This is a genomic window from Mycoplasma testudineum, from assembly GCF_002245785.1.
GTDB classification, from domain to species: Bacteria; Bacillota_I; Bacilli_A; order Mycoplasmatales; family Metamycoplasmataceae; genus Mycoplasmopsis_B; species Mycoplasmopsis_B testudinea.
Genome location: NZ_NNCE01000001.1, coordinates 46,239 through 62,430 on the forward strand (window position 1 = coordinate 46,239; position 16,192 = coordinate 62,430).

Annotated in this window: 14 protein-coding genes; 9 read left to right on the forward strand and 5 right to left on the reverse strand. The window is 29.0% G+C overall.

All coding sequences use genetic code 4. From position 1 onward, the window contains the following. Positions 1 to 526: 526 nt before the first annotated feature. From CG473_RS00165 to tuf, 4 genes are all read left to right on the forward strand, one after another. Positions 527 to 2,083 carry a substrate-binding domain-containing protein gene (locus CG473_RS00165; protein ID WP_094254295.1) on the forward strand — a complete coding sequence of 519 codons (1,557 nt, stop codon included), beginning with the start codon at positions 527 to 529 and terminating at the stop codon, positions 2,081 to 2,083. An 82-nt stretch (positions 2,084 to 2,165) separates the two neighbouring features. Beyond that, positions 2,166 to 3,761, forward strand: a complete 1,596-nt coding sequence (locus CG473_RS00170) for a sugar ABC transporter ATP-binding protein (RefSeq protein WP_094254296.1) — start codon at positions 2,166 to 2,168, stop codon at positions 3,759 to 3,761. A 1-nt stretch (position 3,762) separates the two neighbouring features. Beyond that, on the forward strand, positions 3,763 to 5,103 hold the full coding sequence (locus tag CG473_RS00175) for an ABC transporter permease subunit (protein ID WP_094254297.1): 1,341 nt from the start codon (positions 3,763 to 3,765) through the stop codon (positions 5,101 to 5,103). 243 nt (positions 5,104 to 5,346) lie between these two features. Then, the gene (gene tuf, locus CG473_RS00180; protein ID WP_094254298.1) at positions 5,347 to 6,537 is read left to right on the forward strand and encodes an elongation factor Tu; all 1,191 of its coding nucleotides are present in this window, start codon (positions 5,347 to 5,349) and stop codon (positions 6,535 to 6,537) included. Between the two features lie 49 nt (positions 6,538 to 6,586). On the opposite strand, the gene CG473_RS00185 is transcribed toward tuf, so the two are convergent. Beyond that, on the reverse strand, positions 6,587 to 7,447 hold the full coding sequence (locus CG473_RS00185) for a hypothetical protein (protein WP_094254299.1): 861 nt from the start codon (positions 7,445 to 7,447) through the stop codon (positions 6,587 to 6,589). Positions 7,448 to 7,567: 120 nt separating this feature from the next. Between CG473_RS00185 and CG473_RS00190 the strand changes: the two genes are divergently transcribed. The 4 genes from CG473_RS00190 (at position 7,568) to mgtE (ending at position 12,287) form a co-directional block, all read left to right on the forward strand. Beyond that, on the forward strand, positions 7,568 to 8,725 hold the full coding sequence (locus CG473_RS00190) for a YitT family protein (protein ID WP_094254300.1): 1,158 nt from the start codon (positions 7,568 to 7,570) through the stop codon (positions 8,723 to 8,725). A 176-nt stretch (positions 8,726 to 8,901) separates the two neighbouring features. Beyond that, entirely contained in the window at positions 8,902 to 10,167 is a 1,266-nt protein-coding gene (locus tag CG473_RS00195; protein WP_094254301.1) for a coiled-coil domain-containing protein, read from the forward strand. Positions 10,168 to 10,174: 7 nt separating this feature from the next. Continuing rightward, entirely contained in the window at positions 10,175 to 10,756 is a 582-nt protein-coding gene (locus tag CG473_RS00200) for a diadenylate cyclase (protein WP_094254302.1), read from the forward strand. Between the two features lie 19 nt (positions 10,757 to 10,775). Continuing rightward, on the forward strand, positions 10,776 to 12,287 hold the full coding sequence (gene mgtE / locus CG473_RS00205; protein ID WP_094254303.1) for a magnesium transporter: 1,512 nt from the start codon (positions 10,776 to 10,778) through the stop codon (positions 12,285 to 12,287). 177 nt (positions 12,288 to 12,464) lie between these two features. On the opposite strand, the gene CG473_RS00215 is transcribed toward mgtE, so the two are convergent. Further along, a complete protein-coding gene (locus CG473_RS00215) occupies positions 12,465 to 12,971 on the reverse strand; it encodes a hypothetical protein (RefSeq protein WP_094254305.1) in 507 nt (168 codons plus the stop codon). A gap of 40 nt (positions 12,972 to 13,011) precedes the next feature. On the opposite strand from CG473_RS00215, the gene CG473_RS00220 reads away from it, so the two are divergent. After that, positions 13,012 to 13,884 carry an ECF transporter S component gene (locus CG473_RS00220; RefSeq protein ID WP_094254306.1) on the forward strand — a complete coding sequence of 291 codons (873 nt, stop codon included), beginning with the start codon at positions 13,012 to 13,014 and terminating at the stop codon, positions 13,882 to 13,884. 118 nt (positions 13,885 to 14,002) lie between these two features. On the opposite strand, the gene CG473_RS00225 is transcribed toward CG473_RS00220, so the two are convergent. Genes CG473_RS00225 through CG473_RS00235 form a run of 3 tightly spaced genes read right to left on the reverse strand, consistent with a single transcriptional unit; the run spans position 14,003 to position 16,173 of the window. Further along, positions 14,003 to 14,761, reverse strand: coding sequence for a ribonuclease HIII (locus CG473_RS00225; RefSeq protein WP_094254307.1), 759 nt, complete (start codon positions 14,759 to 14,761; stop codon positions 14,003 to 14,005). Beyond that, complete coding sequence (locus CG473_RS00230) at positions 14,751 to 15,689, reverse strand: Cof-type HAD-IIB family hydrolase (RefSeq protein ID WP_094254308.1); 939 nt, start codon at positions 15,687 to 15,689, stop codon at positions 14,751 to 14,753. Before CG473_RS00230 ends, CG473_RS00225 begins: the two co-directional genes overlap by 11 nt. Next, a complete protein-coding gene (locus tag CG473_RS00235; RefSeq protein ID WP_211276223.1) occupies positions 15,679 to 16,173 on the reverse strand; it encodes a metallophosphoesterase family protein in 495 nt (164 codons plus the stop codon). The genes CG473_RS00230 and CG473_RS00235 overlap by 11 nt, the downstream gene beginning before the upstream one ends. Positions 16,174 to 16,192 lie beyond the last annotated feature (19 nt).

The following is a 16,192-nucleotide window of genomic DNA, read 5'->3' on the forward strand; positions in this document are numbered from 1 at the left end:
ATGCTTAAATTCTTAAAATTTTTAAAACAATTTTTAGAAAATAAGAGAAAATTTTAATAGTCAAAAAGTTGTACAAATTTTAATGTTTAGAATAAAAATTTCATAACTAAGTTAGAACAATATCGATAAGAATAAAAATTTTATTCGATGGTTAAACAAATAAGTGAGAAAAGAGAGGAGATCAAAGTCATTGGTACTCATTTTAAATTCCCATAATTTTTTTGAAATTAATTTTACTAATTCTAAAATTTTGCAAAATTTTTGTTTTTTATTTTAAATTCTATTCTATTGCCTTAAGTAAAATTTTTAAACCGCTATTGGTTTTATTATTGGATTTTAAGTTATTCTTAATTGTTGGAAATTAGGCTGCAAATTTTACAAATAAGTGGAAAAAAAGTTCCATATGGAATCAAAATCATAATCATTTTTTGGAAATATGTATAATTTAAACATTAAAAATATACTTCCCAATTGTTGAAAGAATTTATATAAACTGAAGACTCGGGAATCTAATTAAGGAGAAAAAATGAAATTAAACAAAAAATTATTGTTTGGTTTAGGTGTGCCTGCTATTGGTACAATTGCAACTATTGCTGCAGTATCTTGTGGAACTGTTGACCCGTTTCCAGGACAATCAAGTAAAGATCTTGCGGAAGTACAAAACGCTTCTAACTTTACTGTTAAAAACTTTGAAGCAACTGGTGGTACCACCGAACAAAATAATGCTCTAGATACTTTCTTAAAAGGTACAACAGGAAAACCTACAATTACATTAAAAAGTGGCGTTGATAAAGTATCTGGAAAAATTGTTACCGATGATTTTGATATTTCGACAGTTTCAGGATCAACTTATTCATTTGAAATTAAAAATGTTATATATAGTGGTGCAGATAGTGCAAAACTTAATGTTCTTGTTAAAGTTACACAAGGCCCATCTACAGGATATTACGTAGAGACAATCGCTAACCCAAAAGGAGCATACACAGCTAGTGATGCAACATTCGCTATGTCATTTGGTGATCCAAATAATCCTCGTTGAATTAATGCTACAAATTATATGACTGAAGCTGCTAAAATTAATGGTTATGGCGGAAATACAACAAATGTTGGTGTTCAAAATAATCAAAATACAAATCTTTTATCTGATTTAGATAAAGGTGCAGCCGCTTTAATTATTGGTTCAATTGATGGTAATTCAGTTGGTTCTACAGTTGATTCTGCAGTAAGTAAAGGTGCACAAGTTATTGCTTATGACCGTTTAATTACTGGTACAGCTAATTACAATTGATATGTTGCATTTGACAATTACTTAATCGGACAAATTCAAGGTATGTACATGATGGCACACTTCTTTGGATTAGACACTACAGGAAAAACAGATTGAACTAAAGAAACTTTATTAGCGGCTGTTAAAGGTGCTACAAGATTAACAAGTGAAAAAGGAATTATTCTTTCGGCGGGAGCTCAAACAGATAATAATGCTGGTCTATTTTTAGGTGGTGCATTGGATATCATTAAAGAAGTAATGAAAATCGACCCACAAGTAAAAATTTACAATAGAGATGGTGCAAATTCAACTATTCAACAATTGGATACTAACTGAAGTAATACTACTGCAGCAACAAACTTTGCAGCCGTATATAACTCACTAACTACCGAACAAAAAAATTCACTAGCAGGTGTTTTAGCACCAAATGATGGTATTGCTTTAGCTATTGCCGCTACATCCGAAATAAATAGTAGAGCTAATCAAAAAGCTAACGGAATTTACATTACTGCTCACGACGGAAATATAGAAGCAATAGATCAATTGAAAAAAGGTGCAACTGATTCTTCAATTGGAATGACAATTTCAAAACCAGACATAAATTTAACTAAAGTGGCTGCATCTCTAGCAACTGTATTAGTTGCTTTCCCAAAAGCTACACCAGACCAAATTTATTCAATGGTTAGATTAGCTAACCCAACAATTGAATTTACCCTTGAACAAGGTCAATATAAAGTTGGAGCTAAAGTTATTAACACTATCATGTTAGTTCCAAGAGTTGTTACACCTCAAAACGTATCAAGTCTTTCTAACTAAAAGAAATTAAATAAAAATAAATATTAATAGTGAATTAACGCATGTTAATTCACTATTAATTTACAAATGAAATGGTGTTAATATGAATCAAAATAATTTAACAAATAGTGATCAATTTCAATCAATTTCTTCTACAAAAAAAATTCAAAATATACTCGAATTAAAAAATATCACAAAAAAATATCCTGGAGTTACAGCGCTAAGTGATGTAACTTTCGAAGTACGTAGAGGTAAAATTTTATCTCTTGTTGGTGAAAACGGAGCCGGTAAAAGCACATTACTTAAATCAATTACCGGTGTTATACCCGCTTCTGAACGTGAAGGTGATTTATACTTTGAAGGGAAAAAAGTACGCTTTAATTCAATAAAAGATAGTGAATCAAATGGAATAGCCATCATTCATCAAGAATTGTCAATTTCTCCTTTTCTGCCTGTCTATGAAAACATATTTATGGGTCATTTTAAAAGAAATAAAGTTGGAGTATTAGACTGAAATTGAATGATTAAAGAATCCAAAAAATGATTGGATTGTGTCGGATTGACTGACATTGATGTAACTAAAAATGCTGGATTTTTCAGTGTTGCCCAACAACAGTTAATTGAAATTGCAAAAGTGCTTTCACAAGAAGCAAAACTAATAATATTAGATGAGCCAACAGCTTCTTTAAATGATAGAGATAGTTATTTGCTTTTGGATATTATGAAAAAATTGAAAAATGAAAACAACATTACATCAATTTTTGTTAGCCACAAATTAAAAGAAGTCGAATATGTTGCTGATGATATTGTAGTTATTAGAGACGGAAAATTTGTTTCTTCATATAATAATGAAAAGGAAAAAATTTCAGAAGCCAAATTGATAAAAGATATAGTTGGTCGTGATTTATCTGCTAAGTTCCCAAAAAAACCTGATAGAAAAATTGGCAAAGAAACTTTAAGGGCTGAAAATGTTGTTGTTGAACATCCTCAATTAAAAGATGTATTTGTTGTTAAAAATGGATATTTTAATGTTAAAGCAGGCGAAATAGTCGGTCTAGCAGGTTTAGTTGGATCTGGTCGCTCTGAATTGGCTTTATCAGTATTTGGTAGACAAAGCGGAAAGATGACTGATGGTCAAATTTTCCTTAACGGAAAAAAAGTCATTCTTAATTCAGTTTCAAAAGCCATTAGTAACGGAGTGATGTATGCTTCGGAAGATAGAAAAGGTGCTGGTTTAATACAAATGTTTTCTATTGATTACAACATTGCTTCCTCATCTTTATCGAAATTTACTAAATTTGGTGTTTTAGATAATCATATGGCTTACAAAAATTCAGTTAAAATGAGGGAAAAATTAGGTATCAAAGTTCCTAGCGTGGATTATTTAGTTGAAACCTTGTCGGGTGGAAATCAACAAAAAGTTGTTTTGGCTAAATCTCTAACAACTGAACCTACTACATTAATAATTGACGAACCAACAAAAGGAATTGATGTTGGTTCAAAATACGAAATTTATAATATTATTTTTCAATTAGCCAGCGAAGGAAAAGCCGTCATTGTTATTTCTTCTGAATTAGAAGAGTTAATTGGATTAACTGATAGAATTTTTGTAATGGACAGTGGCTATGTAAAAGGAGAAATCCCTACTAGCGAAGCTACACAAGAAAAAATATTTGAAATTAGTCAGAGAAAGGTATAGAATGACAAATAAAAATAACCGGGGTCAGTCTCAAATTTCGGACAAATTTAAATCATTGAGTACTGGATTCAATAATACTATTAACAATTTAAGCGATGGTATTAATAAAGTAACATCTCAAGTAAGAAGCTCCTATAGAAATACCACCTTTTATAAAAAAACAAGTCCTTATACTAAAAAAATTAGACAACATGTTACTAAGAATTCAATGTATTACATTTTATTATTAGTAATCATACTTTTTAGTGTTTGAACAGGTATTAAAACTCAATCAAATATTCTGAATCCAAATCAGTTTGCATTATTATTAAGACAAAATGCACATTTAATTATTTTAACATTACCTATGCTATGGGTAATTGTAAGTGGTAATATTGACTTGTCAGTCGGTAGGCTATTTGGACTTTCTGGATATTTGGCCTTAAGAACTTTTAACCAAACCAACAGCGTGATAGCTGCTCTTATAGTTACACTATTAATTGGTTTAGTAATTGGTATTTCAACTGGTTTTTTAGTTGGATACATGAAAATTCCTGCCTTTATTGTTACTTTGGGAGGAATGTTATTATTCCAAGGATTACTTTTATTCCTGTCAAATGGAACTACAATTACACCTTCTGCGGATGTTGATGCTTCAGCATTTAGAAACTTTGCTCTATATACACTTGATTATCGAATTGGTAAATTCCATATTGTCGGATTTATAATCTTAATGTCATTAGCTATCATACTTGTAAGTTTAAATATATTTGGTTACGTTAGCAAGAAAAAAACAGGCCTTAAAGGTGAATGAGTTATTTCATTTATTATGAAACAAATTGTTATTTTAGGACTATTTACTGCAGTTGCTATACTTTTAGCGTTTTCAGAAAATGGGCTACAACTATATATACTTTATGTTATCGGTTTTGTTGCTTTATTTATTTTTATAAGTAAATATACCAAATTTGGTAGAGCGATTTATGCAATTGGTGGTAATAAAAAAGCGGCTGCACTTAGTGGTGTAAATGTCAATTGAACATTAATGAAAATATTTATGATAATTGCACTTGTAGCATCATTTGGTGGAGTAATTTATGCTAGTGTTAACTCTGCAACTGAATCATCTGCTGGGGCAGGTGCTGAATTAACCGTTATTTCTTCTGTCTTTGTTGGTGGAGCAAGTGTTTCTGGTGGTATAGGTACAATTATCGGAACTGTAATTGGTTCATTTATCATTAACTTCATTCAAATTGGGTTCGCAATTTTACAAGAACAAGCTGCTATCATCAACATTATTCAAGCTGCTATTCTTGTTGGAGTTGTATTCTACGACACAGTTGCAAGACGAAAAATCGGATAAAAATTTGAAATTGGGGAGACCCAATTTTTTAATTTTGTGGCTAAAATTCACCTAAAAATACTACATATAAATACCGATAAGACCACCAATATTTTTCTCTAAAAATAGCACTTTAATGTAAAATAGAAAAGCTATTTATGATTTAGCCTAACTAAAAAGGACAGGTTCTAGATGTAAGACTAGACAGTGGTGGTTTTAGCGCTAAAACAAATTATTATATTAAAAATTGAAAGGATTTAAAATATGGCAAAAGCAGAATTTGACCGTAGTAAGACCCACGTTAACGTTGGTACAATTGGACACGTTGACCATGGTAAAACTACTTTAACTGCAGCAATCGCTACAGTATTATCTAAAAAAGGATTGGCAGAAAAACGTGATTATGCATCTATCGATGCTGCTCCAGAAGAAAGAGCACGTGGTATTACAATTAACACAGCTCACATCGAATATGAAACAGAAAGCCGTCACTATGCACACGTAGATTGTCCAGGACACGCCGATTATGTTAAAAACATGATTACAGGTGCTGCTCAAATGGATGGTGGAATTTTAGTAGTTTCAGCAACAGACGGTCCTATGCCTCAAACTAGAGAACACATTCTTTTATCTAAGCAAGTTGGTGTTCCAAGACTTGTTGTTTTCTTAAACAAAGTTGACATGCTTGAAGGTGAAGATGAAATGATCGAACTAGTTGAATTAGAAATTAGATCATTATTATCACAATATGAATTCGATGGAGACAACACTCCTATTATTAAAGGTTCAGCTTTAAAAGCTCTTGAAGGAGATGCTAAATATGAAGCTGCAATTATGGAATTAATGGATGCAGTTGACACATGAATTCTTGAACCAGTTAAAGACTTTGAAAAACCATTCTTAATGGCTGTTGAAGACGTTTTCACAATCACAGGACGTGGAACTGTTGCTACAGGTAAAGTTGAACGTGGTACATTAAACATCAACGACGAAGTTGAAATTGTTGGATTCATTAAAAAACCTCGTAAAACAGTTGTTACTGGAATTGAAATGTTCCGTAAACTTCTTAAAAAAGCTATTGCTGGAGATAACGCTGGATTATTATTACGTGGAGTTGAACGTGACCAAGTTGAACGTGGTCAAGTATTAGCTAAACCAGGTTCAATCGTTCCTCATACAAGATTTGAAGCAGCAGTTTATGCTCTTAAAAAAGACGAAGGTGGAAGACATACACCATTCTTTGCTAACTATAAACCTCAATTCTACTTCCGTACAACTGACGTTACCGGTGGAGTTGAATTTACAGGTGGAAGAGAAATGGTTATGCCAGGAGATAACGTTGACTTAGTTGTTGAACTTATTGCTCCTATCGCTGTTGAAGAAGGTACTAAATTCTCACTACGTGAAGGTGGAAGAACTGTTGGTGCTGGATCAGTAACCAAAATCCTTGCTTAATTAATGCATTAAAAAAATTCGGAAATTAACACCGAATTTTTTTAATTTCTTAATATTTGCTTTCATCAAAAAATTTATTTGAAATTGCTTTTTTTGCTTGGATATCTTTTTCAATAAATTTCATTAACTTATTCACAGTAGAATTAGAATCAAAATTATAATTTTGTAACTCTTTTAATAATGTTTCATAAGTTCGTATCTTTTTCTGAAATACTCTTGCTTTATTTCTTTGCACTAGTATTAATTCTGCTCGTTGCATAATATCTTTATAATTATCTTCAATATGGAACATTCTTGTTACATCATCAATACTATATATTTTAAGTTCTTTAATAACTCTTTGAATATCAGTTTTAATATAAAAACGACTGTAACATTTTTTACCAGCTTTTTGATTTTCATGAATAAAAATTAAAGCACCTGCAAATGCAGCTATGGCACCATCTTTATCTAATCGTAATTTTTTAATATCTCTTTCAGAAAAATTATTTGAGATCTGTTCTTTTAAATAAGGAAAATAATTTTGCTCAAAACCACTTTTTGTTAATTTAGATAGAGAAATATTTGTATTAGGTAAAACTTCTGCAATATTTGCTTTTGGAAATATTTTTCCTAATATAACTTTTTCTAAATGTGTACTAAAACCAACAAAAGTTATATCTTCTTCTTTAAAATTTGGAAATCAATTGTTTAAATTTTCAGTAATTTTGTACTTAATATTTTCCAAAATTTCATCTTTTGATTCTACTTTTGGAAAATCAACTATATGTGTTTCATGTTCTCAATTTTTATTATTTTTGCGACCAATTGTATAAGCAAAAGGCAAATCAGGGTCTTGATTATAACCTTGTAATGAATAATTAAACGGTCCAGAAATTGCCTCAAAATCTATGTAAATTTTATGTTTCATAAGTTATTTTATTTTATTCTATATTTTTTAAATCTAGAAAATTGTTTGCTATTGTTTTAATTGATTCTTTTATAAAAGACATTAAATTCAATAGAGCCAATTTGTTGTAAAATTGTTATTATGTCGAAAAAAAGTGAATCGGAAAAAAATAAAACAATTTATAAAATATATAAGCCACGTAAGGCAACATTAATTAAAAGAACAAAGAAATTTGTTGATAAATTATTTGCAAGAAAAAAAGAATCAATTTACTTTGCGACAGGCTATAGTAATGCTGATATTGAAAAATTGCCTTGATATACAATCATAGCTTTTAAAAAATGAAATTTTATTAGAACATTTTTTGCCGCAATGATTTTAAATATTGCCGTTATATTCTTTTTAAGTCAAGCTCAAACAGTGCCAGCAGGAGTTACTGGGGCGCCAACTTTATTAATGTTTGTTATTCCAGCATTACGTCCGTATTTTGGGCTTTTATTTTTAGGAATTAACTTACCAATTATTCTTTATTACACAAAGAAATTAAAACCAAGTTTTATTTTACTTAGTTGATCTTATTTGTTATTTTCAGTATTTTGATCTTCTATTTTTAACATTAGTGTAATACAGAAAAATTTATATCCTTTATTTGATATTGCAAATGTTTGAGCAATATCAAAAATTACAAGCAGCGGCTATGAAACATGACCAATATTAGTCTATGGTGGTTTCGGTGGATTTTTACTAGGTTTAGCACAATTCATACTTTGAAAATCCGGTTCTTCTACAGTAGGCACTGATATGATTTCTTACTATATATCTGTTAAATATCAAAAAAACATCGGTGGTATTGTTAGAATCATTAGTTTAATTTCAGTAGCTGTTTATTTTGGAATTTATAGTGCTGTAAGATGAGATTTAATAAACGATGCTAATACACCATATAGAAACTTTTTAGTAATGCAGCTTTTTGGGACCATAATATCTGTAGTAGTTTCAACATTAACTATTGACCTGCTTTATCCAAAATATAAGAAAATTAACGTTTCTATATTTACAGAAAGACCTGAAACAATTAAACTATTTTTAAAGAAAATTGATTATTGACACCCTTACACTGTTGAAAAATTAGAAAAGAATAATGAAACTTCACAAAAATATAAAATGACAACTGTAATGTTTTATTTTGAATCAAAAGCTTTTATTCCCGATCTACAAAACTTTGATCCAAAAGCATGAATTAAAACATATGATATTAAAAATACTTTCGGTAGATTCAGTACACAAAAAATTGAATAAATTTAATTTTAGAAATTAGTGATTTAATTAAAATTTAGAGTTCGAAATTAGTTAAAACTCAAGCGGCATAATATTGCCGTTTTTTTACTAATTGTTAACATTCTGCAAGAATTGAGTTAACATATAAATATATTTATTTCAATATAATTTATTTAATTAAGATTCAAGGAGAAATTATGGCAGACAAAAATAAATCACAAAGATGATATTGTACTTATGCAGCTCAAGATGATGGAAAATTTCTATGATCACTAAAAAAAGCAAAAGAAGAACCTATTGGTGTTTATCAATATCAAAGAGACGCCGTTAATGTTTTTAAAGATTTAAACATTACTGCTACTTTATGATTCCAAAAAGAAGGGAAATTTGTTCGTACAATCAAAACAATTTATACTCCTGAAGGTGAAGAAAAAATCGTAATCGATTCAGATGATAGTGATGAAGTTCAAGAAGAAGCAAAAAGAAAACTAAAAGAAAGACAAAAAGCTGAAAAATCAAATATTCCAGTTCAAATTCAAGAACCTATAAAAACATACGAAAAAGAATATAGAGACGAACAAGCACAACGTTCTAAAGTTGAGAAAAAACTTGAAAAAAGTAAAGCAAGTGAAAAAACTTTAGAAATGGAACTTGCAAGATTGATTGAAGAAAATAACCGAATGGAAAGACAATTATCTGAAAAAGATAGTGATTTATCAAAGGTTCATTCAACAGTTCATTCTCTTGAAAAAGAACTAGAAGCAGAAAGATCAAAAACACAAGAATTAGCTTTACAAAATATTAATAATACTAGTGAAATCATTTTGATCGAAGAAAGAAATCGTTCAAAAGAATATGAAGAAAAACTAGCTCTTGAAAGAAAAGCAAGATTAGCTGCCGAAAGAGAAATTGAAGAAATCAATCAAACAAAAATTATTGAACTTCGTGAAAGTGAACTTCTTAACAAACCAAATGATGATGAAGTTACTGCAAGAATGAATTCAGCTGAAGCTAAAATTAGAGAACTTGAAAGAAGACTTGAAGCTAAGCGAAAATTGGAAAAATCTAATCGTCATATTGGTTTTGAAGATAAAACTAGCGAAATAATATTATCTGATATTGAAGCAAACTATCAAGATGATCATGAAGCACAAGATGAAGCAAAACGTCAGCGAGAATTATTAAATAATCCAGTGTTGCTTTCAAGTAAAAAACATAATAATGAATTAGTGGAAAAATCTTCGGAAGCAGATAAAGTTTGAAGCGAAAATGATTCTAAAAAATTAGATGAAATGGCTGATGACAATGTTGATTTAGTTAAAGCAAATCCAGAAGATGAAAAAAAATTATGAGGATTATCATCTCGTACTTGATTACTAATTGCTAAAACGTTTTTTGTTCTTGCCATTATATTCTTAGTTGCAGTTATAGCAATCGCAGTTGCATCTGGATTTGTTGCTTAATTAAAATATGGATCCAATTATAATTGCATTAATAGGTGTAATCCTATTTATATTAATAATCATTCTAGCAATTGTACTAATTCCATATATCGGACTTTTATACAGAGTTGTTTTTAAAAAATCTCGATATTCTAAATTAGGTTCATCAAGTAAAATTCGTCTTATTCACCAAGTTAAAGAAGCTGTAATTCAACTTTCAAAAGATAAAACTGGTGCAATTATAACTATTGAAAATCACGATCAAATTGATAACTTAAGAACAGATGGAGTAATTATTGATGCAAATATAAGTAGTAGTTTAATTATTGCTTTATTTCAAAAAAATAGTCCCCTACATGATGGTGCAATTGTAATTAGAGATAATAAAATTCTTTTTGCTGCTACATATTATAAAATCACTCGTAAATCAATTGATAATCGTTATGGTGCCCGCCACAGAGCTGCCATGGGTATTAGTGAATTAAGTGATGCAACAACCATTGTAGTTTCTGAAGAAACTGGAGGAATTAATATTACTAAAAATGGATTATTCCACAAAACAAATATTGATAATTTCCAAGAATCCTTAGTTAAGCTTTTAAGAGAATAAAAACTAGAAGGGAGGATACATGCCTAAAGAAAATGAAAATTATGAGCATGAAAGGTTTGAAAGCCATATTCTTCCTACTGATACAATAGAACAAGATCTTAATCCGACACAATTAAAAGATGAATTAACTTACTATATTAAACATCGCCAATTTGCCGAGTTAAGAAAAATGGTCAAAGAGTGACCAATATTAAATTTAATTGAAAGTATCTATAAAATGGAAGACATTATACAGGTACTTTTTTTTAGATTTATAACAACAGAACAAGCTGCTGAAATTTTTGCTGAATTAGATGTAGATGTTCAAGCTAGATTAATTAATCTTTTTACAGATGACCTTTCAAGTCAGATTATTAATGAAATGCGCTCTGATGAAATTAGTGACCTTATTGAAGAATTACCTGCAAGTATGACTTCAAGAATAATTTCTAAAGTTGATGATCCTGAAAAAAGAAAAAAAATTAATGAAATTTTGCTTTATGAAGATGAACAAGTCGGAAGCATTATGAGTGTTGATATTTATCCACTTAATGAAAATTGAGACTTAAGACAGTGCCTTAAAAAACTTAAAGAAGCTTATAAAAAAAACACTGAAATGAATCATTATTTCTTTGTTATAAATGAAAAATCAAAATTAAGTGGCGCAGTTTCTTTAGAAGACATAATTTTTTCAAATCGCGAAACATTACTAAAAGATGTAATGTTCCCTGTTGAAGCAGCTTTAGATACAGAATCAATCGACAGTGCCCAAAATATTTATGCTAAACAAAATATGTCTATTTTGCCAGTTGTTAATGAAAATGATTTTTTTATAGGGATACTAGATGCTGAAGCCATGCTAGATGCAGCTCGTGAATCTGCTACAGAAGATATTTATAAACAAGCTGGTATTACAGTTGCAGATTCATCAATTTCATACATGAAAAGCTCTATATGAGCAATTATTAAAAGTAGAGTCTTTTGGCTTGCTTTACTTTTAATAGGTTCAACATTAAGCCAGATTGTAATTCAAATATTTAGTGATATATCTTCTAATACATTATCTGCATTTGTGACAACTACTTTTTTAACTTCATTAGTACCAGTTCTTTCAGGTGCAGCTGGTAATAGCGGTTCTCAATCATCAACTACAATAACAAGGGCTGCTTCATTAGGTGAATTTGATGATGTAAAACTCAAAAGCATAGTTAAAAGAGAATTTTTAATAGGGTTTTGAATTGGACTAATTTTATTTGTAGTTAATCTACTTAGACTCTCTATATATTTTTCAATTGAAAGGTCATTAATAGATAGAACATTAATAACTGTAATTTTAATGTTTGCTTCATCTTTATCACTATTTATAATAATTATTTTTGCAAAAATGTTAGGAACTATTATTCCGATTATTGCAATTAAATTTAAAAAAGATCCTGCAGTTTTATCAGCGCCTATTTTGGCTACATTAAGTGATGCAATTGCTATTTTGATATTTTTTGGCCTTACCATAGCGATGTTTTTAGGAATAAATCAAATTTCACCACTAGCTTAAGTATGAATTTTTGTGATAATTTGCAGTTAAAAATTGCTCTAAAAAATATGAAAATAAAATTCGAATTTACATTTTTTGACTATAATATGCATGGACGTGAGTCTAAACATACAAAAAAAACTTTCCTAATAAAAGAATATCTGTCAATTAAATTCTTTTATTGCAATGGAAAGTTTTTTAATCACATTTTACGTTTGTTTTAGTTGCTTTTAAATAATGATAGACTTTATATTTACCTACATTTTGAAAACCCAATTTTTGATAGTTAGATAGTTTAAATTCTAAAAAAACATTTTCACCTTCAAAATTGCCATCTTCAATAATATACATATGTTCAGCTCTTCTAAATCATCCAGTCACAAATTTAATATCACCTAAGAGTCAAATTACTTTAAAATTCGAAGCTCAAAGTTGTAAAAAATCAATTAAGTCTTCAACTTTTGTAATAAATTTTACCTTGTCATTAGAACTAGTTTTAGCTAATTTTTTTGAATCATAAACATACAATTCATTTTCATTAATAAAATCTTCACTAAGCCTATTAAAAACGTTTGCATCTACTAAAAAAATGTTACTTTTAAATGTTTCTTTTAAATTTTGGCTTGTTAAATCTAATTTATTTGTAAAATTAAAAGAGTTAAACTTGTCAAAAGATGAATTAGTTGTTATCAATACTTTTATCATACCTAAATGATAAAACTTATTAAAAGGAGTGTGTTAAAAAATGCAGAAAATATTTCACTATCAAAAAATCACTTTTTTTAAGACTTGATTAAGAACGCAATTCCGTTTTACAGTTTTTGATTTAACATTAGCAGGCATCTTAATGGGGTTAGGAATTATTGTTACATATATTTCAAATCTCTCTTTAAGAGGTGTATTAAATGTTGATTTCGAGATTATATTTTCAATATTTTTTGGAATTATTTTCGGACCATTCAAAGGAGTTTTTTTAAGTGTTATTTTAGATAATCTTGGGCTTTTGTTGCGTGGCAGAATAGGCTTTTGAATGTGAGAATATGCAATTGTTGCATTTTTGATTCCAATAATAGCTTGAGGATTTTTTCAAATCTTAAAACTAAAAAAACGAATCTACATGATTATTCCAATCTCTTTTATTGTACTTTCATTAATTTCTGTTTATGGTTTGTTTATTGGATACGGAGAAATTGGTTCTTCTTTTAGATTCAGTGGCATTACTCAAAGATTTAGCTATCAGTCTATGTTAGTTATTTTAGTTGTAGGTTCAACATTAATTTTAATTGCAACATACTTTATTAGCGAGCGGTATTTTTCTACAAAAAAGAACCGTTATTATCAAATTTTAACCATTATTTCTCTAACAGTTTTTATACAAGTTATTTTTAGGTGAATTTGAGGTCCGTTTGCTTTTATCAATTATTTAAATCGTTTTAGCAGTGTACAAAATGATAGGTCATATTCAATTTATTTTCCTATTTATATGATTCCCATTGTTTTAAAAAGTTTGATTACAATTCCGCTTTTTAGTACAGTTTTAATTGTTTCGATTCCAACAATTATGTTTTTGAAGGCTAAATATGACAATACATTTTTAAATGTTTTAAAAGCAAATTAGCAATTTATTATTCTTAAAATGAGTTTATAAAAAAATCCCCTTTTGATTTAGGTGACTAAATTTTAGGGGTTTTTAAATTAATTTATAATTCTGTTCTAGATGTATAAATCCAAACGATTTATTCTTTTATATTAAAGTTTTTAACTATATTATATCTTAGAATTTTTTCAGCTGTTTCATCGCCTTCTGATCTACTTTTAACAAAATCATTAATTCAGTCTTGAGTTTTGGTTGAAGCACCTAAAGGAAATGTTGTTTCTCATTCACGATTCAACTCTTCCATTCTAAAAAGTAATTCATTTCTAGCCATAATTGAAGCAATTGCAACAGATGGATGTTTGCTTTCTGCTTTTTCACTTAAGATAATGTCAGCACCAATTTTTCTAAAACGAGGTCAATTAGCTTTTGGATTTGTTTTTTCATCAAAATAGTGATCAAAATAACCAGTAATAGCTTTTAAGGTTGAATATTGATCAATAAAAACATAATCAAAATCACTTATTTTTATAGTACTTCCTTTTCCTTTTTGACTATCAGTATAAGCTTTCATATGAACGAACATTTTAATTAAATTAGCATTACTTCTTTTGGCTAAATTATTGTAACCTTTAACACTTATGAATGCTGTTTTATATTTAGCTAGTTTTTCATCTTGGATAATTTTTGCTAGTTCTTTAATTCTAGAATCTGATAATTTTTTTGAATCAGTTATACCTAATTCATTAATTCTATCCATTTTTTTATTATCAGCAATTGCTACTGCAGCAACTAATGGAGTTAAATAATCTCCAACACCAGTTTCATCAATTCCTAAAACGTTTTTATCTTTGAAAAGAAGATCAAGGGTTTCTTGATTTTTAACTTCACTAATTTTCATATTTTCTCCTTCTTTCTTTATTGCTTAAATGTTTTTTAATTGCATGATCAATATATTCTTGTGGTTTGTTTAATAAATCTTCAATGAAATATCCAACTGCACCATCACTATTTATTTTCTTTAAATTAATTACTGCTCGATAAGCAATATCGCGATTAGCATTACCTACAGAAACAGATATGTTTGCAACTTTAAACATCGGAACATCATTAAATGAATCTCCAATAGCAACAGTTCTTTCCCATGGTATATCATAATATCTCATTAATAAAGAAACCACTTTTCCCTTACTTACTCCAGGCCTAGCTATATCAAAAGCAGGAGGTTCATTTATACCTTTACTTCAGTAACCAAATTCACCTAAATCACCAAATTTTTGTTTCATATATTTTTGTAAATCAACTGGGTCTGTAGTTGGTTTAACATCAAAAATTACTCCAGTAGGTTTAAGTGGTAATCTATGATAATCTAAGCCTTCGTGAAATTTTTTAACATTTTTAAAACCAAAGATTTTTTCCAATTTAGGATCTCTTTTACTTAACTGTACTCAGCCTGGTCCTTCGATTGCAATATTAGTAATTTCACTTTTTACTCTTTCATCACCAAGAATATACAAGACTTCATTTAAATCAAGAAAATGTACCTGCGGTGTAAAATCTTCATCTTTAGGATTATGAATTTGGGCTCCGTTGTAATTAGCAATAATTGTATCTAATTTAAGTTCTTCATACATTGGTTTAGATGAACGTCACGGCCTACCAGTTAAAATACATACTACGTGACCTGCTTCTTTAGCTTTAAAAATCATTTCCTTTGTTTTTGGGTGAATTTCACCAGTAGAACTATCTGATAAAGTTGTGCCGTCTAGATCTATCATTATTAAGAATCTTTTATCATCTGCCACTTTTTCGACTGTCTTATTTTCCATTTAAAAACCTTTCACTTTTCATGAAACTATATTCATATTTATTAGTTTGCTTATCTATTTTTAATATTACATAACCCGGGTCCGAATCATATCTTGCTAAAACTATTGATCCTGGGTTAATTGCCAAACCATTTTTTGTTTCTACAATTAATGGTACATGTGAGTGACCGGTAATAAAAAAATTTGCAGAATGTTTATTTGCAATTTCTTGCATTGCTTTTACATTCATAAGTTTATTATAACCGATTAAGTGGCCGTGCTCTATATGAAAATTAAATCCTGAAAATTCAAAATCAATTTCTTCTGGATTTAAACCGATGTCATTATTTCCATCAACAAAATAGTCAAAATATTTAATCATGAATGTTTGATTTACAATGTTATCTCCAGCTGAAATAACTAAATCAGCATTTTCAAATTCAATTATCTTTTTAGCAACAGTGTCAAAATTATGGATATCACTCATTATTAGAATTTTTATCATAATGTAAATATAACATAAA